Raw genomic sequence first — 24,715 nt, 5'->3', positions numbered from 1 at the left:
AAAACCTAGCTATCCATGCCCATTTAACCCACTTCCTACCACTTCATGCCACTTCCGCACACTATAGGAACGCGCAGACCCCACCGTCAAGGCGACTCGGTCAGGAGAAAAGCCTTATGGGACGGTGATTTAGGCTGAAAAAGAGGGATGTGGGAGAAAGTGGCGACGGGCAGGAGACACCCAAGCGCGTGCAGCGAAGCCTAGTTAGGTTCGCTACTTAAAGTGATTTCTTAAGAGCAAGAATTTTTCGGACTAAGAAACGCAGCGGGAAGCGCAAAAAGAAGGGGGAGAGTCGATCTGTAAGCCGGGTTCTGTCGAGGACAGTCATTCCTCTACGACGTACATCGCTGCACGCCTCTAGCAACCTACCCGGATCCAGCGCGGGCCACGCCGACGGATCCCTATTTGGTCTTGCTCCAAGTGGGGTTTGCCTAGCCACGGACTGTTACCAGCCGTGCGGTGCGCTCTTACCGCACCTTTTCACCCTTACCGGCGCCGAAGCGCTTAGGCGGTTGTTTTCTGTGGCACTTTCCGTGGGCTCACGCCCCCCAGGCGTTACCTGGCACTTTGCCCTGCGGAGCCCGGACTTTCCTCCCTTCCCTTTTGCGGAACAAAAGGGAACAGCGACTGTCCGATCGACTCTCCGCCGGCAAGGGTAACGGGGAGAGCGGCAAGCGGCAAGCGCAAGCCGCAAGCAAAGGCGGAAAGCCTCATCCCGCCACCGCAATGCCTTCACCTGACCAGGGACGATCGGACCTTCGGCTTTCGGGCAGGCCTACGGGCATTCGCCGCGAGGGCGCGCAAGCCACAGGGACGTGGTGAATGCCGCAAGCCCGTCGGGAACGGGCGAGGCCTCCCACGGGGTTCGGTGGGCAATGTCGCTTTTTGTGGGAGGCCCGACCTCGGGGCGAGCCTGCCCAAGTGAACAGCATTACCCCTCCACCGGGCTTTTCTTGCCGCTTGAGGCTGGGACTTAGACCTTCCGCTCCAGGGCCGCCTGGTAAAGCAGATTCTTCCGTGCGCCGGTGATCTGCGCCGCGAGCGCGGCCGCACGCTTGAGCGGCAGTTCGTCGAGCAGCAGCTCCAGCACCCGCAGCGCCTCGGCATCCAGCTCATCGGCATCTTCCGGCGCCTGCCAGCCGCCGATCAGCAGCACGCACTCGCCGCGCTGCTGGTTGGCGTCGGCAGCGACCCAGGCATGCAGCTCGCCCAGCGGCGCATCCTTGAGGGTCTCGAAGGTTTTGGTCAGCTCCCGTGCGAGCACCGCCGGACGCTGCGGGCCGAAAACCGCCACCATGTCGGCCAGGCAGTCGAGCAGCCGATGCGGCGCCTCGTAGAACAGCAGCGTGCGTGGTTCGCGCTGCAGGGCCTGGAGGCGCGCCTGGCGGCCAGCGGTCTTCGCCGGAAGAAAGCCTTCGAAGGCGAAGCGATCCGACGGCAGCCCCGCCGCCGAGAGCGCGGCGACCAGCGCACAGGCACCCGGGACCGGCACCACCCGCACCCCCGCCTGGCGAGCCTGGCGCACCAGGTGGAAGCCCGGGTCGGAAATCAGCGGGGTACCGGCGTCGGAGATCAGCGCGACATCCTCGCCGGCCTGCAGGCGCGCGAGGAAGCGGCCGCCCTGGTCGCGCTCGTTGTGCTCATGACAGGCCGCCAGCGGCGTGCCGATGCCGAAGTGCTGCATCAGCCGCGCCGAGTGCCGGGTATCTTCCGCGGCCACCAGCGCCACCTCGCGCAGGATGCGCACCGCCCTGGGCGTCATGTCCTCCAGATTGCCGATCGGTGTCGCCACTACATAGAGGGTTCCACATGCGGAATTCACGGCACCCGGAGCAGTCACAGGGCATAACCTCGATGGTGAAAACGCGCATTGTAGCCCGTTTCGCGGCGGCGACGTCCCGCGCCCGACACCCCTTGGGTACAATCCGCCCCGACTGCCCATGCTTCAGGACTCACTGCCCATGACGGCCCGCGTGCGCCCCCTTCTGCTCCTCGCCCTGGCTCTGCTGTTGACCGCCTGCGCCAGCTCCCCCTCCTCCACGCTCGGCGAGCTGCCGCGCACCCCGCAGGCGAGCACCGAACAGCTGCTGCAGCAGGCGGCCACCGCCGATCCGGAAGAGGCGGCGCTGCTGCGGCTGTCGGCCGCCGATCAGACCTATCGCCGCGGCGACCTGGTCCGGGCCCGCAGCATCCTCGAACAGGTCGACCTCGCCATCCTGCCGCCGGCCCAGCAGATCTTCGCCCGCACCCTGCTCGCCGAACTGGCGCTGGCCAACGACAAGCCGGACGAGGCCCTCGCCGCCCTCGACCACCCGGCATTCGAGCGCCTGATGGAGCTGCCCGTCGAACAGCAGATTCGCTCTCAGCTGGCGCGCGCCGATGCCCTGGAAGGTGTCGGCCGCCCGCTCGACGCGGCGCGCGAGCGGGTGTTCATCGCCCCTCTGCTCGAGGGGAACCAGGCGCAGGACAACCACGAAGCGATCTGGCGCCTGGTGTCCGGCATTCCGCCCGAGCAGCTGGCGCAGACCCAGGCCGCCGACGCCGACCTGGCCGGCTGGCTCGCACTCGCCGCCGCCGTGCAGGGCGCCGGCACCGTCGGCGAGCAGCAGCGCGCGATCGACGACTGGGTCGCCCAGCATCCCGCGCACCCCGCTGCACGGCAACTGCCGGAGGCGCTGATCAAGCTACGCGAGCTGGCCAGCCAGCCGCTCGACCACATCGCCCTGCTGCTGCCGCTCGACGGCCAGCTGGCCGCCGTGGCCCAGGCACTGCGCGACGGCTTCCTCGCCGCCTATTACCAGGCGGAAACGTCCGGGCAGCAGCCACCGCGAGTGGAGATCTACGACAGCACCACCATCGGCTCGCTCGACAGTTTCTACCGGCAGGCGGAAGCCGACGGCGTCCAGATGGTCATCGGCCCGCTGGAAAAGGAGCTGGTCCGGCAACTGGGCGAACGCCCCCGCCTGCCGATCACCACGCTCGCGCTGAACTACAGCGACGCCGGGCAGAACACCCCGCCGCAGCTGTTCCAGTTCGGCCTCGCCGCCGAGGATGAGGCACGCGAGGTCGCCCGCCGGGCCTGGGCCGACGGCCATCGCAGCGCCATCGCCCTGGCGGCGCGTGGCGACTGGGGCAACCGGGTGCTCGAAGCCTTCCAGCAGGCCTGGCTGGAACAGGGCGGCACGCTGCTCGCCGCCGAGCCCCTGGCCGAGCCGGTCGAACTCGCCGACCAGATCGCCGACCTCCTGCAACTGCGCGAGAGCGAGACGCGCCAGCGGGGCATGAGCAGCGCCGCCGCTCCTACCCGGCGCTCCGACGTGGACTTCCTGTTCCTCGCCGCGACGCCGCAGCAGGCGCAGCAGGTCAAGCCCACGCTGGCGTTCCAGTACGCTGGCGACCTGCCCGTCTACGCGACCTCCCACCTGCATGCCGCGACCGGCAACCGCAGCCAGTATCAGGATCTGGAAGGCATCCGCTTCGCCGAGACGCCCTGGCTGCTGCAGCCCACGGCGCCGCTGCGCCAGCGCGTGACGCAGCAGTGGCCCGCCGCCGACGGCAGCCTGGGCCGGCTGTATGCCATGGGGGCCGACGCCTACCTGCTGGCGACCCGCCTGCCGCAGATGCTGGCCATTCCCAGCACCGAAGTCGACGGCCTGTCCGGCACCCTGCTGCTGACACCGTCGCGCCGGGTCGAGCGGCACCTGCCCTGGGCCGAATTCCAGGGTGGCCGCGTGGTGCCGCTGCCGGCCGCCTTCTGATGGAGGCCGGCACGCGCGAAGCGGGCTTTTCGGCCGAATCCCTGGCGCTCGAGCACCTGGCGCGAAGCGGCCTGCGCCTGCTGGCGCGCAACTGGCTGTGGCGCAACGGCGAGCTCGATCTGGTCATGCTCGACGGCGATACAGTAGTATTCGTCGAAGTCCGCTACAGGCGATACGCCGCCTGGGGCGGCGCGCTGGAAAGCGTCGACTCGCGCAAGCAACAGAAGCTGATCCGCACCGCCCAGCGCTTTCTCCAGCAGGAAAGCCGTTGGGCGAAGCATCCCTGCCGTTTCGACGTCGTCGCCATCGGCTTGCAGGGCAAGAACACCACGCTCGACTGGGTTCGCAACGCCTTCGACGGCTAGGCGGCGCCTGCCGCTGCGATCGACGATCCCGCTCCGCTAAAACTAAGGTTATTCGACCGATGGATATGCAATCCCGTATTCGCCAGCTCTTCCAGGCCAGCATCGCGACCAAGCAGCAGGCCATGGAAGTGCTCGCCCCCAGCATCGAGCAGGCCGGCCAGGTGATGGTCGGCGCCCTGCTCAACGAGGGCAAGATCCTCACCTGCGGCAACGGCGGCTCGGCCGGCGACGCCCAGCACTTCTCTTCCGAACTGCTCAACCGTTTCGAGCGCGAGCGCCCCAGCCTGCCGGCGATCGCCCTGACCACCGACAGCTCCACGCTGACCTCGATCGCCAACGACTACAGCTACAACGAGGTCTTCTCCAAGCAGATCCGCGCGCTGGGGCAACCGGGCGACGTGCTGCTGGCGATCTCCACCAGCGGCAATTCGGCGAACGTTATCCAGGCCATTCAGGCCGCCCACGACCGGGAGATGGTGGTGGTCGCGCTGACCGGACGCGACGGTGGCGGCATGGCTTCGCTGCTGCTGCCGGAAGACGTCGAGATCCGCGTGCCGGCCAAGGTGACCGCGCGCATCCAGGAAGTGCATCTGCTGGCGATTCACTGCCTGTGCGACCTGATCGACAACCAGCTGTTCGGAGGAGAGGAATGAGCCTGAACCGCCTGCATGCCATCACCCTGGCGCTTTGCGTGGCCGCAACCGGCTGCAGCTCGGTGCTGACCGCCACGCGCGACGCACCCATCGAGGAAAACCGTGGCACACGCACCATCGGCAGCAAGATCGACGATTCGCTGATCGAGACCAAGGCGGCCGTGAACATCGCCAAGGCGCACCCGGACCTGGACAAGAACTCGCACATCGTCGTCGCCAGCTACAACGGTGTGGTGCTGCTCGCCGGCCAGACGCCCCGGCAGGAACTGAAGACCCTGGCGGCGCAGGAGGCCAGCGCCATCCAGCGCGTCAAGCGCGTGCACAACGAGCTGCAGGTACTGCCACCCTCCTCGGCCCTGGCGCGCAGCAACGACACCTGGCTGACCACCAAGATCAAGACGCAGATGCTCGCCGACAGCAACGTGCCGGGCAGCCGCATCAAGGTGATCACCGAAAACGGCATCGTCTATCTGATGGGCCTGGTGACGCGCAAGGAAGGCGAGCTGGCGACGAGCATCGCCCAGAGCGTCTCGGGCGTGCAGCGCATCGTCAAGCTGTTCGAGTACCTCGACTGAGTGACAGGGGCGTGACCGCCTGACGACTCGATATGAACCCGCCGCGGCGCAGGGCCTTCCACAGGCTCGGTGGGCACCCTTTACTTCGTGGGAGGCCCGCCCTCGGGGCGATGCCTTGAGCGCTTTGAGCAGGGCAGCGGCCTGCATCGCCGCGAGGGCGCGCCTCCCACAGGGATATGGTGAATGCCGCAAGCCCGTCGGGACCGGGAGCGGCCTTCCACAGGCTCGGTGGGCACCCTTTACTTCGTGGGAGGCCCGCCCTCGGGGCGATGCCTTGAGCGCTTTGAGCAGGTCTTCGGCCTGCATCGCCGCGAGGGCGCGCCTCCCACAGGGATGTGGTGAATGCCGCAAGCCCGTCGGGAACGGGCGGCCTTCCGCACCGAGGCCACCGGCAGCAGCGGCTTTTCCCTTCTCCCTCGGGAGAAGGTGGCCCGCAGGGCCGGATGAGGGCCGCCGCGCCACCACCCCCAACTCCAGTCCCTACTTGACGACCTTGAGGCTCGGCCGTCCGGCAGGCTTGGGCGCGTCGTCGCCGCCAGGCCCTTCCCCGGGCCCACCTTCCGGCGGCATCGGATCGATTTCGAAGACCATGCCCTGCCCGTTCTCCCGAGCATAGATGGCCATCACGGCTCCGGTCGGGATGTACAGCGAGTGGGAAACGCCACCGAAACGCCCCTCGAAGCTCACCGCCTCGTTGTCCAGGTGCAGATGACGCACCGCGCTGGGCGACACGTTGAGCACGATCTGCCCGTCGCTGGCGAAGCCGGACGGCACCTTGACCTCGGGATATTCGGCGTTGACCAGCAGATGCGGGGTGCATTCGTTGTCGACGATCCACTCGTACAGGGCTCTGAGCAGATAGGGACGACTCGGTTTCATACGGGCTGCCTCTCTTTGCGCATGGCGCGCTCAACGGCGGAAAGACTGGCCTGGAAGGCCTCGCGAGCGAAGTTACGCTCCATGTAATCGAGCAGCGGCCTGGCGGCGCGCGGCAATTCGATTTCCAGCTTGGGCAATCGCCACAGGATAGGCAACAGGCAGCAGTCCACCAGACTCAGCTCGTCACTCAAAAAGAACGGCTTGTCGACGAACAACGGGGAGACGCCGCTGAGGCTTTCGCGAAGCTCCTTGCGGGCATTCGCACGTACTGCGTCGCCGACCTTCGGATCGAGAATGCGATCGACCAGGCTGCACCAGTCGCGCTGGATACGGTGCACCAGCAAGCGCGTGTTCGCACGCGCCAGGGGGTACGCCGGCAGCAACGCCGGATGTGGATAACGCTCCTCCAGGTACTCCATCACCACGGTCGACTCGTAGAGCGCCAGGTCGCGATCGACCAGGGTCGGTACGGTCGCATAGGGGTTGGCGTCGGCGAGCTCAGGCGGAACGCGCCGGGGGTCGACGTCGATGATCTCGGCGACCACCCCCTTCTCCGCCAGGATGAAACGGATGCGGTGGCAGTAGTGATCGGCAGGATCCGAATAGCAGGCCAACCGGTTCGGTACAGCCATGGGCAATCCTCTTGGTCGGGACCGACCGACAGGCAACCAGCCCCGGACGTCGAATCGGTCGGTCGGCAGGACGACGGCGCCTGCCGGGTGCAGAAACGACACGCGCCCTTTCGGGCGCGTGTCTTGAGGGCTGGCTACGCAGCGCTGTCAGTGGACGTCTTTCCAGTACTCGCGCTTGAGCAGGTAGGCGAACACGAAGAAGAACGCGAGGAACAGCAGCACGTAGGTACCGATCCGCTGGCTCTCCAGCTTGACCGGGTTGGCCGAGTACGCCAGGAAGGTCACCAGGTTCTTCACCTTCTCGTCGTATTCCGCCTCGGACAGCTCGCCGGTGTTCGGCAGCACGGTCAGCTGGTCACAGGCTTCGTGCGTGATCGGCGTGCCGGTCAGCGGGTCGAACTGCTTGCGTCCGTCCTCGACCACCTGCACCTGCTTGCAGCCGACGACCTGGCGACCCTGCAGCGGCGCCAGCACGTGCGGCATGCCGACGTTCGGGAACACCCGGTTGTTGACGCCCCAGGGGCGCGTCGGGTCTTCGTAGAACGCACGCAGGTACGAATACAGCCAGTCGTTGCCGCGCACCCGGGCGACCAGGGTCAGGTCCGGCGGCGCGGCGCCGAACCAGGCCTTGGCGTCGTCGGGCTTCATGCCGATCTGCATGTGGTCGCCGATCTTGGCGCCAGTGAAGACCACGTTGTCGAGCATGATCTCCTCGGGGATGCCGAGGTCGTTGGCCACGCGCTCGTACCGCTGGAACTGCGCGCTGTGGCAGCCCATGCAGTAGTTGGCGAAGGTGCGCAGACCGTCCTGCATCGCAGCCTTGTCGGTCAGATCGATTTCCACCTTGTCGAGATGGACGTCATGGCCACCGGCGGCAAAACCAAGAGCCGGCAGCACAGCGAGTATCAATGCAGCGAATTGCTTTTTCATCAGCCGTCCACCCTCTCCGGAACTGCTTTTGTCTTCTCGAGCCTGGTATAGAACGGCATCAGAATGAAGTAGGCGAAATAGATGATCGTGCAGACCTGCGACAGCAGGGTCCGACCGGGCGTCGGTGCCAGTACGCCGAGCACGCCGAGGATGACGAAGGACACGCAGAACAGCACCAGCGCGATCTTGCTCATCCAGCCCTTGTAGCGCATCGACTTAACCGGGCTGCGATCCAGCCAGGGCAGCACGAACAGGATGGCGATCGCCGCGCCCATGGCGATGACGCCCATGAGCTTGTCCGGCACCGCACGAAGGATCGCGTAGAAGGGGGTGAAGTACCACACCGGCGCGATGTGCTCGGGCGTCTTGAACGGGTTGGCCGTCTCGAAGTTCGGCTTCTCGAGGAAGTAGCCGCCCATCTCCGGGAAGAAGAACACCACCGCACAGAACACGAACAGGAAGACCACCACGCCGACGATGTCCTTCACCGTGTAGTACGGGTGGAAGGGGATGCCGTCCAGCGGCTTGCCGGCTTCGTCCTTGGCCTTCTTGATGTCCACGCCCAGCGGGTTGTTCGAACCCACTTCGTGAAGCGCCAGGATGTGCAGCACCACCAGGCCCAGGATCACGATCGGCAGCGCGATGACGTGCAGCGCGAAGAAGCGGTTCAGGGTGATGCCGGAGATCAGGTAGTCACCGCGGATCCAGGTGGTCAGGTCTTCGCCGATCACCGGAATCGCACCGAACAGCGAGATGATCACCTGCGCGCCCCAGTAGGACATCTGCCCCCACGGCAGCAGGTAGCCCATGAAGGCCTCGGCCATGAGCGCGAGGTAGATCATCATGCCGAAGATCCAAACCAGCTCGCGCGGCTTCTGGTAGGAGCCGTAGAGCAGGCCGCGGAACATGTGCAGGTAGACCACGATGAAGAACGCGGAGGCGCCGGTAGAGTGCAGGTAGCGGATGATCCACCCGTACTCGACGTCTCGCATGATGTATTCGACCGAGGCGAAGGCGCCTTCGGCCGAGGGTTCGAAGCTCATCGTCAGCCAGACGCCGGTGAGGATCTGGTTGACCAGCACCAGGAGGGCCAGCGAGCCGAAGAAGTACAGAACGTTGAAGTTCTTGGGTGCGTAGTACTTGCTGAGGTGGTCTTCCCACATCTTGGTGGCGGGGAAGCGGGCATCCACCCATTCCATGAACTTACTCATCAAGCGTTCTCCTGGTCCACACCGATGATGACCACATTGTCCGACTCGTAGGCATGCGGCGGCACCGGCAGGTTCAAGGGTGCAGGCTGCGCCTTGTACACGCGGCCGGCCAGGTCGTAGCGGGAGCCGTGGCAGGGGCAGAAGTAGCCGCCCACCCAGTCCGGACCGAGGTCGGCCGGCGCCACTTCCGGACGGAACGACGGCGAGCAGCCGAGATGGGTGCACAGCCCGACGAGGATGACGATCTCCGGCTTGATCGAGCGAACGTGCGGATCGACGTATTCCGGCTGGACCGAAGCCTCGGAAGCCGGATCGGACATGCTCGGCTCGATCTTCTTCAGATTGGCCAGGATTTCCTCGGTACGACGCACGATGAACACCGGCTGACCACGCCACTCGGCGACCATCTGCTGGCCCGGCTCGATCTTGCTGATATTCACCTTCACCGGTGCGCCGGCCGCCTTGGCCTTGGCACTAGGGAACCATGACCCCACGAACGGGACCGCGGCACCCACCGCTCCTGCAGCACCCACTACCGAAGTAGCGGCTACCAGGAAGCGACGCCGGCCAGCATTCACGCCGTCATTGCTCATTCAGTCGTCTCCCATCAGCTTCTTATGGCCTGCAAGGCAGGCAAGTACAACCTAAAAAGGCCGCGAAAAAATTCGCCAAATGGTAAAGAAAAGCCCCTCTGCTGACAAGGTAATGGCCTGTCACAAACTGGCTGCAAGCCCGCAAATCCGCGGCGTCCAGCGCGCGACACGCTGTCGCAGCGGCAAAATCGGAGGCAAAAAAAACGCCCAGCTCCACAAAGGAAACTGGGCGCTTTTCGCGAAGCGCGGAATCAGCGCTTGGAGTACTGCGGACGCTTGCGCGCCTTGCGCAGGCCGACCTTCTTACGCTCGACTTCGCGGGCATCGCGGGTCACGTAACCGGCGCGACGCAGCGGGCTGCGGAAGGTTTCGTCGTATTCGATCAGCGCACGGGTGATGCCGTGGCGGATCGCACCGGCCTGACCGCTGACGCCGCCGCCGAGGACGGTCACGTACACGTCGAACTTCTCGGTGGTCTCGGTCAGCTCGAGCGGCTGACGCACGACCATGCGCGCGGTTTCACGACCGAAGAACTGGTCGAGATTGCGGTTGTTGATGGAGATCTTGCCAGTGCCCGGACGCAGGAATACGCGTGCGGTTGCAGTCTTGCGACGGCCAGTGCCGTAATTTTGAGTCGCCGACATAATGAACTATTCCGTTAAATCTTCAGTTCTTGGGGCTGCTGAGCGGTATGCGGATGGGTCGAACCCTTGTACACCTTCAGCTTGCGATACATGTCGCGACCCAGCGGATTCTTCGGCAGCATGCCCTTGACCGCGGTCTCGATGACGCGCTCAGGGGCACGAGCGATCAGCTTCTCGAAATTGATCGACTTGATGCCGCCCGGGAAGCCGGAGTGGGAGTAGTACATCTTGTCGGAAGCCTTGGCGCCGGTCACACGGACCTGCTCGGCGTTGATCACCACGATGTAGTCGCCGGTGTCGACGTGCGGAGTGTATTCCGGCTTGTGCTTGCCGCGCAGACGGCTGGCGATCTCGGTGGCCAGACGACCCAGGGTCTGGCCGGCAGCGTCGACGACATACCAGTCGCGCTTAACGGTTTCCGGTTTAGCAGTAAAAGTCTTCATTCGTTATAGCCTCAGGGGCCGCCCTGAATACAAGACGGCGAATCTTACTGAATGGTGCTTGTCCTGGCAAGGCCAGGGCGGCCGGAAACAGACACTGTCGGGGGCTCGGGTCAGCGCGTCCGCTACGGCGGGGTTCGGTAGGCTAGGCATCCCCTACCTTGGTCCGACAGGGCTAGGCGTCCCCGTCGAAAGTCGCGGGATTATGCCGGCTGCGGTGAAAAATGCAACCGTGCCGTGCCGTGCCCTGCCCATTGAATGAAGCGACGGGCCGCCGCTATGGTGGTCGTCCTTCCATCTACCTTCGGAGCAGCGCATGGAACGACGCCGACTCGGCCGCACCGACCTGCAGGTCAGCGCCCTGTGCCTGGGCACCATGACCTGGGGCGAGCAGAACACCGAGGCCGAGGCCTTCGCCCAGATCGACCGCGCCAAGGCCGCGGGCGTGAACTTCATCGACACAGCCGAGATGTATCCGGTACCGCCGCGGGTGGAAACCTATACCGCCACCGAGCGCATCATCGGCAACTACTTCAAACGACACGGCGACCGTGCCGACTGGATACTGGCGAGCAAGATCGCCGGGCCGGGCAACGGCATCGACTACATCCGCGGCGGGCAGCCCCGGCACAACCGCGCGCAACTGCGTGAAGCGCTCGAGGGCAGCCTGCGCCGGCTGCAGACCGACTACCTTGATCTCTATCAGCTGCACTGGCCGGAGCGCAGCACCAATTTCTTCGGGCGACTCGGCTACCGCCATGCCGAGCAGGACTTCACGCCGCTCGAGGATACGCTCGAGGCGCTCGACGAACTCGTGCGCGAGGGCAAGATCCGACACATCGGACTGTCCAACGAGACGCCCTGGGGCACCATGACCTTCCTCAAGCTGGCGGAGGCCCGCGGCTGGCCACGCGCGGTGAGCATCCAGAACCCCTACAACCTGCTCAACCGCACCTTCGAGATCGGCCTGGCGGAAATCGCCATGCGCGAAGACTGCGGCCTGCTCGCCTACTCTCCGCTGGCGTTCGGCATGCTGTCCGGCAAGTACGAAGGTGGCGCCCGTCCGCCGCAGGCACGCCTGACGCTGTTCAGCCGCTTCGCCCGCTACAACAACCCGCAGGCGCAGGCGGCCTGCTCGCGCTACGTGGCCCTCGCTCGCGAGCACGGCCTGGACCCGGCGCAGATGGCGCTGGCATTCGTTACCGGTCAGCCATTCGTGACCAGCAACATCATCGGCGCCACCTCGCTCGCGCAATTGGAAAGCAACCTGGCCAGCCCCAGCCTCACGCTCTCGGACGAGCTGATCACGGCGATCGATGCCATCCACACCGCCCAGCCCAACCCCGCCCCGTAATGGAAACCCGGCCTACGGCCGGGAGTCCAAAACTCAGACCGTGGCGCTCCTTCGCCAGGCCGCCCGCGGATAGCATTCATGATCGATGCCGAACTGTTCTCGACCACCACCACCCTGCTCGGCTGGCTGATCTACCTGGCGGCGCTGGGCTGGGCAGTCTGGCGCGCCCCCTGGGTAGAGCTGTTCAGCGACACGCGGCGACAGCACCTGCTGTTCGGTGCAGGGCTGGCGGTGTTCCTGCTGTGGCTGGTGCGCCGGGATTTCGAATCCGGCCTTTCCTTCCATTTCATCGGCCTGACCGCCGTCACCCTGCTGCTCGACTGGCCCCTGGCAATGATCGCCGCCTTCCTGGCGCAGCTCGGACTATCCGTGATCGGCTTTCAGGACTTCACCGCCATCGGCCCCAATGGCGTGCTGCTGGTCCTCATCCCCATCGCGGTCACCGAGGCCTGTGCGCTGCTGGTCGAGCGAACGCAGCCGAAGAACCTGTTCGTCTATATATTCTGCGCCGGCTTCTTTCCCGCAGCGCTCGCGGCCCTGCTCTGCGTCCTGGCTTCGCTGGGGGTCCTGCTGGCGGACGGTCTCTACCCCATGCCGCCCTGGCTGGAACAGTTCTGGGGCTACCTGTGGCTGGTCATGTTCCCCGAGGCGTTCATCAACGGGACAGCAGTCACCGCACTGGTGGTGTTCTATCCGGACTGGCTGGAAACTTTCAACCGTAGCCGCTACCTGCAGGCGCCGTGGAAGGATGGGGGCAGCTGAGGCTGGAGGCTGGAGGCTGGAGGCTGGAGGCTGGAGGCTGGAGGCTGGAGGCTGGACAGCGTTGAGCCGTATGGCGAGATGAACAAGTGCATCGCCCCGAGGGCGGGCCTCCCACGACAAGCCTCCGGCACATCAGCCTGTGGGAGGCACGACCTCGCGGCGATAAAGGGGCGGACCAACACCGGACCACCCCCTGCCCCTCCGGGGAGGGCCCGGGTGAGGCCCTTGTGCAAGGCCTCCCTCATCCGGCCCTGCGGGCCACCTTCTCCCGGAGGGAGAAGGGAATGCGACGGCGCTGCCCTCGGCTCCGGCAACGCCTGTAGGAGCAGGCTCTGCCTGCGACCGGAAACCACCAGCCAAAGATCGCGGTCAAGACCGCTTCCCACGGGCCATGCACGGCACCCGCTTTCGTAGGAGCGACCTTGGTCGCGAACCGCGGCCGCGGATCAACACCGAACAACCCCCATCCCTCCGGGGAGGGCCCGGGTGAGTCGCTTGTGCAAAGCCTCCCTCATCCGGCCCTGCGGGCCACCTTCTCCCGGAGGGAGAAGGGAATGCGACGGCGCTGCCCTCGCTCCGGCAACGCCTGTAGGAACAGGCTCTGCCTGCGACCTGGCAGGCATCGTTCGCTGGCAAGAGCGCTCCCACGGCCATGTGCGGCACCACTTTCGTAGGAGCGGCCTTGGCCGCGAACCGGGCCGACACGTTGCCGCGGGTCAACACCCAACCAACCACCCTCGCCCGCCGGCCCGGGTGAGGGCTCCGTGAGCGGGCCTGCCACGCTCACTCACACGGCCAGCGGTGCGAGACTTGCGACTCAGTGCTCGCGAGGCGGCAGGTCGCCGGACAGCAGGTCGTCTTCCAGCTCGTCACCCGGAATCGCATGCTCACCGGACGCCCAGGCACCCAGGTCGATCAGCTTGCAGCGGTCGGAACAGAACGGACGGTGCGGGCTCTTCGAACTCCACTCGACCGGCGCTCCGCAGGTAGGACACTCGACGTGTATGGACGAGTTCATGGCTGACCTCCACGCAAGGTGAGATAGAAACGGTGCAGGCGTTCGACTTCCGCCTGCAGCCAGGCGGGATCACGGTCGTTGACCAGCACGTCGTCGGCGTGCCGTAGGCGCTCGTCACGGCCGGCCTGGGCTTTGAGAATGGCCTGGACCTGCGCCTCGCTGACGCCGTCCCTGGCCATCGTGCGCTGCAGCTGCAGGTGCTCCGGAACGTCCACCACCAGTACGCGCTGCGTCATACGATACTGCCCCGACTCGATCAGCAGCGGCGAAACCAGTACCGCGTACGGAGACTCAGCCCGAGCCAGGTAGTCGCTGATTTCCTTTCTGATCAGCGGGTGCAGCAAGGCCTCCAGCCATTTGCGCTGCGCCGGATCCTCGAATACCCGCTCGCGCAAGGCAGCGCGATCCAGGGTCCCGTCCGGCCGGATCACCGTCTCGCCGAAATGCCGGGCAATCTGTTCCAGCGCCGGGCGCCCGGGCTCGACGACCCAGCGGGCGGCCTGATCGGCATCGACCAGGTGCACGCCCAGACGGGTGAAATGCTCGGCCGCAGCGCTCTTGCCGCTACCGATGCCGCCGGTAAGTCCGAGAATCCATGGGGTCATGATCGCCAGCCCGTCGGGAACAGGCCGGCAGTAGTACCGGCTGGCAGCCTCGGATGCAAGGGCACCGGGCGACGCTTTTCCCCTCTCTCCGCGAAAAAGCTCGTCCGGGGGCGCGCCTCCCACCAGGTTAGGCGCGCACCCGCTGCTTTTGTGGGAGGCGCGCCCTCGCGGCGATGCAGGCCGCAGGCCTGCCTTTTTCACCGCCCTGCAAGCACCACCCACCCCAGCCACGCCCCACACCCGCTCACAGCCACCCACCAGTCCGTCGTACCGGCGAAGGCCGGTACCCAGAAGGCCAGTAGCCAGTCGAGGATGAACTCAGCGCTCCACAAGCCCACACCCAAGTGCAAGCCACCTGGGCCCCGGTCTTCGCCGGGACGACGGTTCGGTAATGAGCTGAAGACTGACGTAGGTTAAAAAGTCGCGCAGCGATTTTCCACCGATATACCCGCCGCCCTTTCTGGTGGAAAAGGCTTCGCCGTTTTCCACCCTACGCAACGGAGGCCGTTCAGTTGAAGCCCGCGAATTGAAGGTAGCTCGCGGTGATCTCGTCACCCCAGAGCAGGGCGATCCAGCCGGCCAGCGCGAGATAGGGGCCGAACGGAATCGGCGTGCCGCTGTGCGCACGCCGCACGCGCAGCATGATGGTGCCGAGCACCGCGCCCACCAGCGAGGACAGGAGAATGGTCAGCGGCAGCGCCTGCCAGCCACCCCAGGCGCCGATCATGGCCAGCAGCTTGAAGTCGCCATACCCCATGCCCTCCTTGCCGGTAAGCAGCTTGAACAGCCAGTAGACCGACCACAGGCTGAGGTAACCGGCGATCGCTCCCCAGAGCGCATCCTCGAGCGTGACGAACAGGCCGTAGTGATTGAGGACGAGCCCCAGCCACAACAGCGGCAGCACCAGCACGTCCGGCAGCAGCTGGTGATCGGCATCGATCAGGCTCATCGCCAGCAGCCCCCAGGTCAGCAGCAGCATCGCCCCCGCCGGCCAACCGAAGCCGTAGTGCCAGGCGACGAAGGCCGAGAACAGCCCACAGCTAAGCTCGACCAGCGGATAGCGCCGACTGATGGGCGCGCGACAGGCCGAGCAGCGCCCCCTGAGCACCAGCCAGCTGATCAGCGGGATGTTTTCCCAGGGTTTGATCTCATGCGCGCAGTGCGGGCAACGGGAGTTGGGCAGCACGAGGTTGAAGGTCGGGCCCTGCGGCTCGGCCGGCAGCTCGAGAATCTCCCTGGCCTGTGCCCGCCAGTCGCGGCGCATCATGATCGGCAGCCGATAGACCAGCACGTTGAGAAAGCTGCCGACCAGAAGACCGACCAGAAGCGCAGAAAAAACAAAGGCCAGCGGATGGCTGGCCATGTAATCGACAAGGGGCATCAGACAACGGAACCCAACTGGAAGATAGGAAGGTACATGGCGATGATCAGACCACCGACGAGCACGCCGAGCACTGCCATGATCATCGGCTCCATGAGGCTCGTCAGCCCGTCGACCATGTTGTCGACCTCATCCTCGTAAAAAGTAGCCACCTTGCCGAGCATCTCGTCGAGCGACCCCGATTCCTCACCGATGGCTGTCATCTGCACGGCCATGGTCGGGAAGGTATTGGTGGTACGCATGGAGAAATTGAGCTGGGTGCCGCTGGATACGTCGGCCTTGATCTTGTGGGTGGCATTGCGAAACACGACGTTGCCGGTTGCACCAGCAACAGAATCTAGCGCATCCACCAAGGGCACACCCGCAGCGAAGGTCGTCGAGAGAGTACGCGCGAATCGTGCGACGGCAGATTTATAAAGAATGTCCCCAATGATCGGCAGCTTAAGCAAGGCGCGATCAAAGGAGTTTCTGAATTTTTCGGATTTCTGGTGCAGCTGCTTGAAAAAGAAACCGGCGCCGATAAGACCAAACAGCACGATCCACCACCACTCCTGGAGCATTTCTGACAGGCCGATGACCATCAGTGTAAAGGCTGGTAGTTCTGCACCGAAGTTGGCGAATACGGACTGAAATTGCGGCACCACCTTGATGAGCAGGATGGCCGAAACAATAACCGCCACAAGAATCACGGCGATCGGATAGTTCATGGCCTTCTTGATCTTGGCCTTCAGCGCCTCGGTCTTTTCCTTGTAGGTCGCGACCCGGTCGAGCAGCGTCTCGAGCGCACCGGACTGCTCGCCGGAATCGACCAGGTTGCAATACAGGTCGTCGAAATACTGCGGCTTCTTGCGCAATGAGGTGGCGAAGCTATTACCGGCCGCCACTTCCTGCTTGAGATCGTCCACCAGCTTTCGCATGTTCGGGTTGTCGAAGCCCTCGCCAATGATGTCGAACGATTGCAGGAGGGGAACGCCGGCCTTCATCATGGTCGCCATCTGGCGGGTGAACAGGGCGATGTCCATGGGCTTGATCTTCTTGCCCGCACTGAGGAGGGACATGCCCTTCTTGCGCACCTTGAGCGGGTTGATGCCCTGCTTGCGCAGCTGCGCCTTGACCAGCGCCGGGCTGGCACCGCTGAGCTCGCCCTTGATCTTGGAGCCACGCCGGTCGGTACCTTCCCAGGTAAAGACGCTGTTTCTGATCGCTTTCTGCGCCATGGTTAATCCTTGGTCACGCGGTTGACTTCTTCCAGGCTCGTGACCCCCTGCATGGCTTTCAGCAGCGCCGAAGTACGGAGGTCGTTGAAGCCATCCTTGCGCATCTGTGCGGCAATATCGATGGAGTTACCGTCTTCCATGATAATGCGCTGCAACGCCGGCGTGTTTTTAACCACTTCATAAATACCGACACGCCCCTTGTAGCCACCCTTGCAATTGTCGCAGCCGACCGGGCCGTAGATCTTGAAGGTGCCGATGGCGCTCTCGGGGAAGCCTTCCCGGATGAGCGTTTCGCGCGGTACCTCGACCTCTTTCTTGCAGGTATTGCAAAGCTTGCGCGCCAATCGCTGGGCGATGATCAGGTTCACCGAGGTAGCGATGTTGAAGGCTGGCACACCCATATTGCGCAGGCGCGTGAGGGTTTCCGCTGCGCTGTTGGTGTGCAACGTCGACATCACCATGTGGCCGGTCTGCGCGGCCTTGATGGCGATCTCGGCCGTTTCCAGGTCCCGGATCTCGCCGACCATGATCACGTCCGGGTCCTGCCGCAGGAAGGCCCGCAGCGCCTGGGCGAAGTCCATGCCCTGCCGCGGGTTGACGTTGACCTGGTTGATCCCCTCGAGGTTGATTTCCACCGGGTCCTCGGCGGTCGAGATGTTCACGTCGACGGTGTTGAGAATGTTCAGACCGGTGTAGAGCGAGACGGTCTTGCCGGAGCCGGTGGGGCCGGTTACCAGGATCATGCCCTGCGGCTGGCTCAATGCGCCCAGATAGAGTTCTTTCTGGCTCTCCTCGTAGCCGAGCGCATCGATGCCCATCTGTGCACTGGAAGAATCGAGAATCCGCATCACGATCTTCTCGCCCCAGAGCGTGGGCAACGTATTGACCCGAAAGTCGATCGATTTGGTCTTCGACACCCGCATCTTGATACGCCCGTCCTGCGGCTTGCGGCGTTCGGAAATATCGAGACCTGCCATTACTTTAAGACGCGCCGAGATCCTGGGAGCCAGCTGAATCGGTGGCCGCGCAGCCTCGTGCAGGATTCCGTCGGTACGAAAGCGCACCCGGTAGGCGCGCTCGTAGGGCTCGAAGTGGAGGTCGGACGAGCCGCCACGTATCGCGTCCAATAGCATTTTGTTGACGAAGCGCACAACGGGCGCATCGTCCGCTTCCGCCCCCGCCTGATCGTCGGCTCTGTCGTCAGACACCGTCTCGACGTCCAGTCCGTCGAGATCCACGTCGCCCAGCGTCTCGAGGCCGGTGGTACCGCTATCGAAAAACTTGTCGATCGCCTCGCCGAGCTTGTCGTCTTCAACCAGAATCGGCTCGGTGGTAAGACCGGTGCTGAACTGGACATCCGTCACAGCCTGGTGATTGGCCGGATCGGATACACCTATAAAGAGCTTGTTGCCGCGCCGCCACAGCGGAAGCAGGCGATGCTGACGGACGAGCTTTTCGCTGATGACATCCCGCGGCAGCCCCTCCTTGTCCATCACTGAGAGGTCCATGAAGGCGATACCGAACTGCTCGGCGGCCAGCTCCGCGACCGCCCGCCCCTGGGCCAGCTTGTTCTGCACGACATAGGTGATGAGCGACAGCTTGTTACGAGCAGCCTGCTGCTGCGCCTGCTGCGCGGTCTTATCGTCCAGCAGGCCGGCCAGCACCATCTGCTTGGCCAGACCCGAAAGGGGAATATGATCCGTCATCGAATTCTCCTGAATTAATGCCCCGCCTTATAACGCACATGACAGGCAGTGCCAAACCTCGTTATCACAGGTGACGAAATTTGTCAGAAGGGCGCGAATGAAGGCAGGGTGCACAGTTCACATAAGCCCTGGAGGCCCGATTTTCCGGGACATGGAAAACTTGGCACACTGACTGCTACAGGGAGAGCAGGCTAACTGCCTGAACACTTTCAAGGAGAGACACATGAAAGCTCAGATGCAAAAAGGTTTTACCCTGATTGAACTGATGATTGTTGTGGCAATTATCGGTATTCTGGCGGCAATTGCGCTGCCGGCCTATCAGGACTACACCGGCCGCGCACAAGCGTCCGAAGCACTCAGCGCAACCGCAGGCCTGCGGGCAGATATCGGCGTTTACCTTTCTGAAGAAGGCGCCCTGCCCGATGCAGGCGATTCGCAGGCACTCGATGATGCGATTGGCGAACTGGAAGGGAAATACTTCACTGGAGTGACAATCGCAGCCGGCGTTCTTAGCGTTCCGTTCACCAGCGGTGTACATAACGGCGAAACAATGACGCTGGAGCCGGTCCTCAATGCCGCTGGCAATCAAATTTCCAACTGGGAATGCGATGGCTTGGAAGTCAAGTATCTGCCGTCTGCCTGCCGCCCGTAAAACAGTTACGGAGCGTTGCATGACGCCTTGTTGAAAACAAGAAACCCCGCATTTGGCGGGGTTTTTTATTTTTCTGCTTATCAACCGTCGGCGCGGTGCTTGCCTTATATTCAACCCGTCTGGGGAATCTGCCAAATATTTGGCTGCCCAACCAAGGCAAACTCCCATGCGCTCGCATTTGCTCTCTGGAATTTTTAGCCAGTATAACTGGACCACACACAAAACCTCGCCCGCGCCCAACAGGGCTTTGTATTTGCGCAACCCGCCGACTATTGCCCATGCGCGTTTCTGGCGGGAGCATTCGGCCTATGCTCTTACCGATGGAAACGCCTCTCATGCGTTTTGCATTGCCTCTGGAACATATTTGGACAGAGTCGGCCAAGACTTTAGAGGCAAGCATTACGATTCCCTTGGCAAAGCCAAGAATAGCCTTTCAAAGATGGTGGATGAAGCCGCAGCCGAGCAGGTCATCCTCATTGCCAACGCACGGCCGCGCGCTCACCCGACTGGTTCCCGTGGGGCCTTCGGGCAAGCGCATCGGGCGGATGAGGGCAAGCTGGTAGTTCCCGACGATTTCGACGCGCCGTTGCCCGATGAGGTGGTCGATAGCTTCGAGCAAGCTCCTCTATGAGGATATTGCTCGATACGCATGTCTTGTTGTGGGCGCTCGCCGATGATCAGAAGCTTTCACGCAAGGCCAGGCGCCTGATCGAGGACGCCAGCGAGGCCTATATCAGCGCCGCCTCTTTCTGGGAGCTGGCAATCAAGATCAGCCTCGGCAAAATCGACGCCGACTTGGACGAGATTCGCTGCTGCTGCCGAGAAAGCGGGTTCATCGAGTTACCGGTTGCCGTGGAGCATGTCATGGCCATCCGCGAAGTCGAATCTCATCATCGGGATCCTTTCGATCGCATTCTGGTTGCAACAACCATAACCGAACCCATGCACTTGCTGACTGCGGACTCGATGGTCGCCAGATATACCAGCCTGGCGATTCTGGTCTGAGGTTGCCTGCGCGAGCCGTGCGGGGGTGACAGTTCCCTCACCCTAGCCCTCTCCCGGAGGGAGAGGGGACAGATACGACGGGTATTTGGCTATGCCTCAGACGACCCCACGCCCCCGCAACAGCTCGATCACCTGCTTCACGCTCTCTTCCACCGACACCGTTTCCGTATCGATCACCAGGTCCGCATCGACAGGCGCGTCGTATGGGAAGGAGACGCCCGGAATGTTGTTGCCACCTGCCGCGTACAGGCCCTGCGGGTCGCGGGTGCGGCAGGTCTGTTCGGAAGCCTGGAGGTGGACGGTGATGAGGCGGTCGGCGCCGAGTTCGGCCTTGGCCTGCTCGCGCCCGGCGGCGGCCGGTGCGACGAAGGCGGCCAGGGCGATCATGCCCGCCTCGTTGAACTGCCTGGCCACCTGGGCAGCACGCCGCCAGTTTTCCGCGCGGCCTTCACGGGTCTGCGGCAGGCCCTTGTTGAGGTCGTGGCGCAGGTTCTGGCCATCGAGCACGAACACCGCGCGGCCGGCGTCGAACAGCTTGCGCTCGACGGCATAGGCCAGGGTGCTCTTGCCGGCACCGGAAAGGCCGGTGAACAGTACCGTCGCCGGGCGCTGTCCGAAACGCGCGGCGCGCTCTTCGGCGCTGACGTGGGCTTGCCGGCCATGGTGTCCATCGGGGTTCTGGTCGGCGAGCGGCTCGGAGATGATCATGCCGGCACCGACGGTGCCGTTGGTCAGCCGGTCGATCACGATGAACGCGCCGGTGGTGCGGTTCTGGGCGTAGCCGTCCAGCGCAATCGGCGCGTCCAGGCTGACCTTGACCCGCGCGATCTCGTTCAGCTTCAGTTCACTCGCCGCGCCCTGCTCCAGGGTGTTGACGTCGACCTTGTGGACGATGCTCGGGATCGAGCCCGGAACGTAGCTGGTGGCGCGCTTGATGTCGTATTTCTTGCCCGGGAGCATCGGCTCCTCGGCCATCCATACCAGCATGGCCTCGAAGCCGTCGTTGATGCGCGGGCGGTTGTCGGCGTGGACCAGCATGTCGCCGCGTGAGACGTCGATCTCGTCTTCCAGCGTCAGGGTGATGGCCTGCCCCGGACCGGCCTGCTCCAGCTCGCCGTCGAAGGTGACGATGGACTTGACCCGGCTGCTCTTGCCGGACGGCAGCGCGACGACCTCGTCGCCCTTGTGTACCACGCCGCTAGCCAGGGTGCCGGCGAAACCGCGGAAGTTCAGGTTGGGCCGGTTGACGTACTGCACGGGAAAGCGCATGTCGTCGAAGTTGCGGTCGCCGGCGATCTCGACGGTTTCGAGGATCTCCATCAGCGGCTTGCCCTGGTACCAGGGCGCGCGCTCGCTGCGGTTGACCACGTTGTCGCCCTTGAGCGCCGACATCGGCACGAACTCCAGGGTGGTGGGCGTCATGCCGATTCGCTCGGCGAAGGCCAGGTAATCGGCCTTGATCCGCTCGAACACCGCCTGGTCGAAATCCATCAGGTCCATCTTGTTCACCGCCACCACGATATGGCGGATGCCCAGCAGGGAGGCGATGTAGCTGTGCCGGCGGGTCTGGGTCTGCACGCCATGGCGGGCGTCGATGAGGATGATCGCCAGGTCGCAGGTCGAGGCCCCAGTGGCCATGTTGCGGGTGTACTGCTCGTGCCCGGGAGTGTCGGCGATGATGAACTTGCGCCTGGCCGTGGAGAAATAGCGGTAGGCGACATCGATGGTGATGCCCTGCTCGCGCTCGGCCTGCAGGCCATCCACCAGCAGCGCCAGATCGACCTCCTCGCCCGTGGTGCCGACCTTCTTCGAGTCGCGGGTGATCGCCTCGAGATGGTCCTCGTAGATCATCTTGGAATCGTGCAGCAGGCGCCCGATCAGGGTGCTCTTGCCGTCGTCGACGTTGCCGCAGGTGAGGAAGCGCAGGAGTTCCTTGCGCTCGTGCTGGGCGAGGTAGGCGAGGATGTCGGAGGAAATCAGCTCGGATTGGTGGGACATGCTTGGCTCCAGGCTGCAAGCTGCAGGCGGCAGGCTAACAGCGCTCAATTCTTCATTCAGCGATCCGGCTTATGAGGCCAGTCAGCATTCGGGAAATGCGTGTCGACTCATCCAGCCAGGAATCCGCCAGCCGCTGGTCGACGTAACCGATATTCGGCTCCGATCAGGATCTGGGTGCGCAATTCAGCGCATGACCCCTTGGCGATCCAGAGGAACCGACATTTTTCTCTTTCGCTCCCTCGCTCCATGCCCTCAGCGATATTGCTGGGTATGGACAGCGCAGAGCGCGTTATCTGGTCCTTGAAACCAAAGTCGCGGCAGCCACTCAGCTCCCGATAGACACTCACGGTCAGGACTCTGGCTCGCTGCCACACTTCAAGCCGCTCAAAATCCATTTCGATCAGCCTTTATCCCTTACTATGCAGCGACACCGCCTCCGGCCTGCAGCCTGAAGCCTGCCGCCTGTAGCCGGTTTAGAAATACCCCTGCCGCTTCTTCTCCTCCATCGAGCCGGCCTGGTCGTGGTCGATGACGCGGCCCTGGCGTTCGGAGGTCCGGGTCAGGAGCATTTCCTGGATGATGTCGGGCAGCGTCGCGGCGGTGGATTCGACGGCGCCGGTCAGCGGGTAGCAGCCGAGGGTGCGGAAGCGGACCATCTTCCTGGTGATTCGCGCCTTCTCCTCGTCCGAGAGGTGCTCGAGGATGCGCTCGTCGTCGATCATGATGAGCGTGCCGTTCTTCTCGATCACCTCGCGCTCGGCGGCGAAATAGAGCGGCACGATCGGGATCTGCTCCAGATAGATGTATTGCCAGATGTCCAGCTCGGTCCAGTTGGACAGCGGGAACACGCGGATGGATTCGCCCTTCTTCACCTTGCCGTTGTAGACGTTCCACAGCTCGGGGCGCTGGTTCTTCGGGTCCCAGCGGTGCTTGCTGTCACGGAAGGAATAGACGCGCTCCTTGGCGCGGGACTTTTCCTCGTCGCGCCGGGCGCCGCCGAAGGCCGCGTCGAAGCCGTACTTGTCGAGCGCCTGCTTGAGGCCCTCGGTCTTCATCACGTCGGTGTGCTTGGCGCTGCCGTGGGTGAAGGGGTTGATGTCCTGCGCCACACCCTCGGGGTTGATATGGGTGATCAGCTCCAGCCCCATCTCCTTGACCATCCGCTCGCGGAACGCGTACATCTCGCGGAATTTCCAGCGCGTGTCCACGTGCATCACCGGGAACGGCAGCTTGCCCGGGAAGAAAGCCTTGCGCGCCAGGTGAAGCATCACGGCCGAGTCCTTGCCGATCGAATAGAGCATCACCGGGTTGTCGAACTCGGCGGCCACTTCGCGAATGATGTGGATGCTCTCGGCTTCCAGCTCTTTGAGGTGCGTCAGTTTCTCGACCATGGCTACTCACGTTTGCAGAGGGCGGCCTGGCGGCCGCCGGAAATGGGCGCACTCTATCACGCGACCCGCTTCTAATCAGGCAACTGCTTAGACCTAAAAATTATAGCGATATGCAGGCAGCTTCCGGCCTTAGACCGGATTCGGGCAATCGATGAACAGGTGTTCGATGGCGAAGCGACGCGCCAGGTAGTCGCCCAGCGCCTGGACGCCGTAGCGCTCGGTGGCATGGTGCCCGGCGGCGAAGAAGGTCAGGTTGTTCTCGCGGGCGAAGTGCACGGTAGGCTCGGACACCTCGCCGGTCAGGTAGGCGTCCACGCCAGCCGCCAGCGCCTTGTCGATGTAGCCCTGGGCCGCCCCGGTGCACCAGGCGATGCGCCGGATGGGCTCCTCGCCTGCCACCATCAGCGGCTCGCGTCCCAGGGTTTCGTGCAGCAGGTGCATGAAATCCACCGGCCGCATCGGCGTCGCCAGCGAACCCACCAGGCCGACCGAGCGCGGATTGTCGAGCTCGAGCGGCCCCTCGATGGTGAGGTCGAGCAGGTGCGCCAGTTGCACGTTGTTGCCGACCTCCGGGTGCACATCCAGCGGCAGATGATAGGCGAGCAGGCTGACTTCGCTCGCCAGCAGAGCCTTGAGCCGGCGCTGCTTCATGCCGATCACGCGCGGATCCTCGTTCTTCCAGAAATAGCCGTGATGGACCAGCAGCACGTCGGCCTCGGCCTCGATCGCCGCGTCCACCAGCGCCTGGCTGGCGGTGACGCCGCTGACGATGCGTCGCACCTGGGGCCGGCCTTCGACTTGCAGGCCGTTGGGGCAGTAGTCCTGGAAGCGGGTGGCGTCGAGGTAGCGGTCGGCCTCCTCGACCAGGGTCGTCAGTGCGATGGCCATGCTCTTTTCTCCTGCGGTTCCAGGGGCCTGCTTTCTCGATCCAGGCCCGTATAATGCC

25 protein-coding genes, 1 other RNA gene and 1 pseudogene are annotated in these 24,715 nt (G+C 64.0%); 9 read left to right on the top strand and 18 right to left on the bottom strand.

The features are described from left to right. Positions 1–284 precede the first annotated feature (284 nt). Positions 285–643: RNase P RNA component class A (gene rnpB / locus H610_RS24590), an RNA gene on the bottom strand. A 330-nt stretch (positions 644–973) separates the two neighbouring features. Next, positions 974–1,840: a 16S rRNA (cytidine(1402)-2'-O)-methyltransferase gene (rsmI, locus tag H610_RS0114370; protein ID WP_043238615.1), complete on the bottom strand. Its 867-nt coding sequence runs from the start codon at positions 1,838–1,840 to the stop codon at positions 974–976. Between the two features lie 121 nt (positions 1,841–1,961). Here rsmI and H610_RS0114365 point away from each other — a divergent pair, with 121 nt between their 5' ends. From H610_RS0114365 to H610_RS0114350, 4 genes are read left to right on the top strand one after another with little or no spacing between them, the layout of a single operon-like run. Continuing rightward, the gene (locus H610_RS0114365; protein WP_028240318.1) at positions 1,962–3,758 is read left to right on the top strand and encodes a penicillin-binding protein activator; all 1,797 of its coding nucleotides are present in this window, start codon (positions 1,962–1,964) and stop codon (positions 3,756–3,758) included. Next, positions 3,758–4,123 carry a YraN family protein gene (locus H610_RS0114360; protein WP_028240317.1) on the top strand — a complete coding sequence of 122 codons (366 nt, stop codon included), beginning with the start codon at positions 3,758–3,760 and terminating at the stop codon, positions 4,121–4,123. Before H610_RS0114365 ends, H610_RS0114360 begins: the two co-directional genes overlap by 1 nt. A 59-nt stretch (positions 4,124–4,182) precedes the next feature. After that, a complete protein-coding gene (locus H610_RS0114355; protein WP_028240316.1) occupies positions 4,183–4,776 on the top strand; it encodes a phosphoheptose isomerase in 594 nt (197 codons plus the stop codon). Beyond that, on the top strand, positions 4,773–5,351 hold the full coding sequence (locus H610_RS0114350; RefSeq protein ID WP_028240315.1) for a BON domain-containing protein: 579 nt from the start codon (positions 4,773–4,775) through the stop codon (positions 5,349–5,351). Before H610_RS0114355 ends, H610_RS0114350 begins: the two co-directional genes overlap by 4 nt. Before the next feature lie 480 nt (positions 5,352–5,831). Here H610_RS0114350 and H610_RS0114345 read toward each other — a convergent pair whose 3' ends face one another. The 7 genes from H610_RS0114345 to rplM all read right to left on the bottom strand — a co-directional run bounded on the left by H610_RS0114345 (position 5,832) and on the right by rplM (position 10,683). Beyond that, positions 5,832–6,230 carry a ClpXP protease specificity-enhancing factor gene (locus H610_RS0114345; protein WP_028240314.1) on the bottom strand — a complete coding sequence of 133 codons (399 nt, stop codon included), beginning with the start codon at positions 6,228–6,230 and terminating at the stop codon, positions 5,832–5,834. Beyond that, on the bottom strand, positions 6,227–6,862 hold the full coding sequence (locus H610_RS0114340; RefSeq protein ID WP_028240313.1) for a glutathione S-transferase N-terminal domain-containing protein: 636 nt from the start codon (positions 6,860–6,862) through the stop codon (positions 6,227–6,229). Before H610_RS0114340 ends, H610_RS0114345 begins: the two co-directional genes overlap by 4 nt. A gap of 147 nt (positions 6,863–7,009) precedes the next feature. Further along, a complete protein-coding gene (locus H610_RS0114335; protein ID WP_028240312.1) occupies positions 7,010–7,792 on the bottom strand; it encodes a cytochrome c1 in 783 nt (260 codons plus the stop codon). Beyond that, positions 7,792–9,003: a cytochrome b gene (locus H610_RS0114330; RefSeq protein ID WP_028240311.1), complete on the bottom strand. Its 1,212-nt coding sequence runs from the start codon at positions 9,001–9,003 to the stop codon at positions 7,792–7,794. The genes H610_RS0114335 and H610_RS0114330 overlap by 1 nt, the downstream gene beginning before the upstream one ends. Then, positions 9,003–9,596: a ubiquinol-cytochrome c reductase iron-sulfur subunit gene (gene petA / locus H610_RS0114325; RefSeq protein WP_028240310.1), complete on the bottom strand. Its 594-nt coding sequence runs from the start codon at positions 9,594–9,596 to the stop codon at positions 9,003–9,005. Before petA ends, H610_RS0114330 begins: the two co-directional genes overlap by 1 nt. A gap of 251 nt (positions 9,597–9,847) precedes the next feature. Further along, positions 9,848–10,240, bottom strand: a complete 393-nt coding sequence (gene rpsI, locus H610_RS0114320; protein ID WP_028240309.1) for a 30S ribosomal protein S9 — start codon at positions 10,238–10,240, stop codon at positions 9,848–9,850. 14 nt (positions 10,241–10,254) lie between these two features. Beyond that, entirely contained in the window at positions 10,255–10,683 is a 429-nt protein-coding gene (gene rplM, locus H610_RS0114315) for a 50S ribosomal protein L13 (RefSeq protein ID WP_028240308.1), read from the bottom strand. 313 nt (positions 10,684–10,996) lie between these two features. Between rplM and H610_RS0114310 the strand changes: the two genes are divergently transcribed. Both H610_RS0114310 and H610_RS0114305 read left to right on the top strand, forming a co-directional pair. Beyond that, positions 10,997–12,034 carry an NADP(H)-dependent aldo-keto reductase gene (locus H610_RS0114310; RefSeq protein WP_028240307.1) on the top strand — a complete coding sequence of 346 codons (1,038 nt, stop codon included), beginning with the start codon at positions 10,997–10,999 and terminating at the stop codon, positions 12,032–12,034. Positions 12,035–12,112: 78 nt separating this feature from the next. Beyond that, entirely contained in the window at positions 12,113–12,796 is a 684-nt protein-coding gene (locus H610_RS0114305) for an energy-coupling factor ABC transporter permease (RefSeq protein WP_028240306.1), read from the top strand. Between the two features lie 817 nt (positions 12,797–13,613). Here H610_RS0114305 and yacG read toward each other — a convergent pair. The 5 genes from yacG to pilB all read right to left on the bottom strand — a co-directional run bounded on the left by yacG (position 13,614) and on the right by pilB (position 18,723). Next, positions 13,614–13,814 (bottom strand): DNA gyrase inhibitor YacG, encoded by a 201-nt coding sequence (gene yacG, locus H610_RS0114300; protein ID WP_028240305.1) that lies wholly within the window; start codon positions 13,812–13,814, stop codon positions 13,614–13,616. Then, positions 13,811–14,419 carry a dephospho-CoA kinase gene (coaE, locus tag H610_RS0114295; protein ID WP_028240304.1) on the bottom strand — a complete coding sequence of 203 codons (609 nt, stop codon included), beginning with the start codon at positions 14,417–14,419 and terminating at the stop codon, positions 13,811–13,813. Before coaE ends, yacG begins: the two co-directional genes overlap by 4 nt. Positions 14,420–14,927: 508 nt before the next feature. Beyond that, positions 14,928–15,800: a prepilin peptidase gene (locus tag H610_RS0114290; RefSeq protein ID WP_028240303.1), complete on the bottom strand. Its 873-nt coding sequence runs from the start codon at positions 15,798–15,800 to the stop codon at positions 14,928–14,930. Continuing rightward, positions 15,800–17,017, bottom strand: coding sequence for a type II secretion system F family protein (locus tag H610_RS0114285; protein WP_028240302.1), 1,218 nt, complete (start codon positions 17,015–17,017; stop codon positions 15,800–15,802). The genes H610_RS0114290 and H610_RS0114285 overlap by 1 nt, the downstream gene beginning before the upstream one ends. 2 nt (positions 17,018–17,019) lie before the next feature. Next, on the bottom strand, positions 17,020–18,723 hold the full coding sequence (pilB, locus tag H610_RS0114280) for a type IV-A pilus assembly ATPase PilB (protein ID WP_028240301.1): 1,704 nt from the start codon (positions 18,721–18,723) through the stop codon (positions 17,020–17,022). A 223-nt stretch (positions 18,724–18,946) separates the two neighbouring features. Between pilB and H610_RS0114275 the strand changes: the two genes are divergently transcribed. The 3 genes from H610_RS0114275 (at position 18,947) to H610_RS0114265 (ending at position 20,380) form a co-directional block, all read left to right on the top strand. Continuing rightward, entirely contained in the window at positions 18,947–19,375 is a 429-nt protein-coding gene (locus H610_RS0114275; RefSeq protein WP_028240300.1) for a pilin, read from the top strand. A gap of 166 nt (positions 19,376–19,541) precedes the next feature. Next, on the top strand, positions 19,542–20,006 hold the full coding sequence (locus H610_RS26155; protein ID WP_408054999.1) for a hypothetical protein: 465 nt from the start codon (positions 19,542–19,544) through the stop codon (positions 20,004–20,006). Further along, complete coding sequence (locus tag H610_RS0114265) at positions 20,003–20,380, top strand: type II toxin-antitoxin system VapC family toxin (protein ID WP_028240299.1); 378 nt, start codon at positions 20,003–20,005, stop codon at positions 20,378–20,380. Before H610_RS26155 ends, H610_RS0114265 begins: the two co-directional genes overlap by 4 nt. Before the next feature lie 96 nt (positions 20,381–20,476). On the opposite strand, the gene cysN is transcribed toward H610_RS0114265, so the two are convergent. The 4 genes and pseudogenes from cysN to H610_RS0114250 all read right to left on the bottom strand — a co-directional run bounded on the left by cysN (position 20,477) and on the right by H610_RS0114250 (position 24,657). Then, positions 20,477–22,378 carry a sulfate adenylyltransferase subunit CysN gene (gene cysN, locus H610_RS0114260; RefSeq protein WP_028240298.1) on the bottom strand — a complete coding sequence of 634 codons (1,902 nt, stop codon included), beginning with the start codon at positions 22,376–22,378 and terminating at the stop codon, positions 20,477–20,479. A 52-nt stretch (positions 22,379–22,430) separates the two neighbouring features. Then, a pseudogene (locus tag H610_RS25015) lies at positions 22,431–22,773 on the bottom strand (four helix bundle protein). A 78-nt stretch (positions 22,774–22,851) separates the two neighbouring features. After that, positions 22,852–23,769: a sulfate adenylyltransferase subunit CysD gene (gene cysD, locus H610_RS0114255; protein ID WP_028240297.1), complete on the bottom strand. Its 918-nt coding sequence runs from the start codon at positions 23,767–23,769 to the stop codon at positions 22,852–22,854. 129 nt (positions 23,770–23,898) lie between these two features. Next, complete coding sequence (locus H610_RS0114250) at positions 23,899–24,657, bottom strand: Nif3-like dinuclear metal center hexameric protein (protein ID WP_028240296.1); 759 nt, start codon at positions 24,655–24,657, stop codon at positions 23,899–23,901. Positions 24,658–24,715 lie beyond the last annotated feature (58 nt).

Source organism: Stutzerimonas azotifigens DSM 17556 (genome assembly GCF_000425625.1).
GTDB classification, from domain to species: Bacteria; Pseudomonadota; Gammaproteobacteria; order Pseudomonadales; family Pseudomonadaceae; genus Stutzerimonas; species Stutzerimonas azotifigens.
This window is presented reverse-complemented; position numbering and strand designations above follow the sequence as displayed.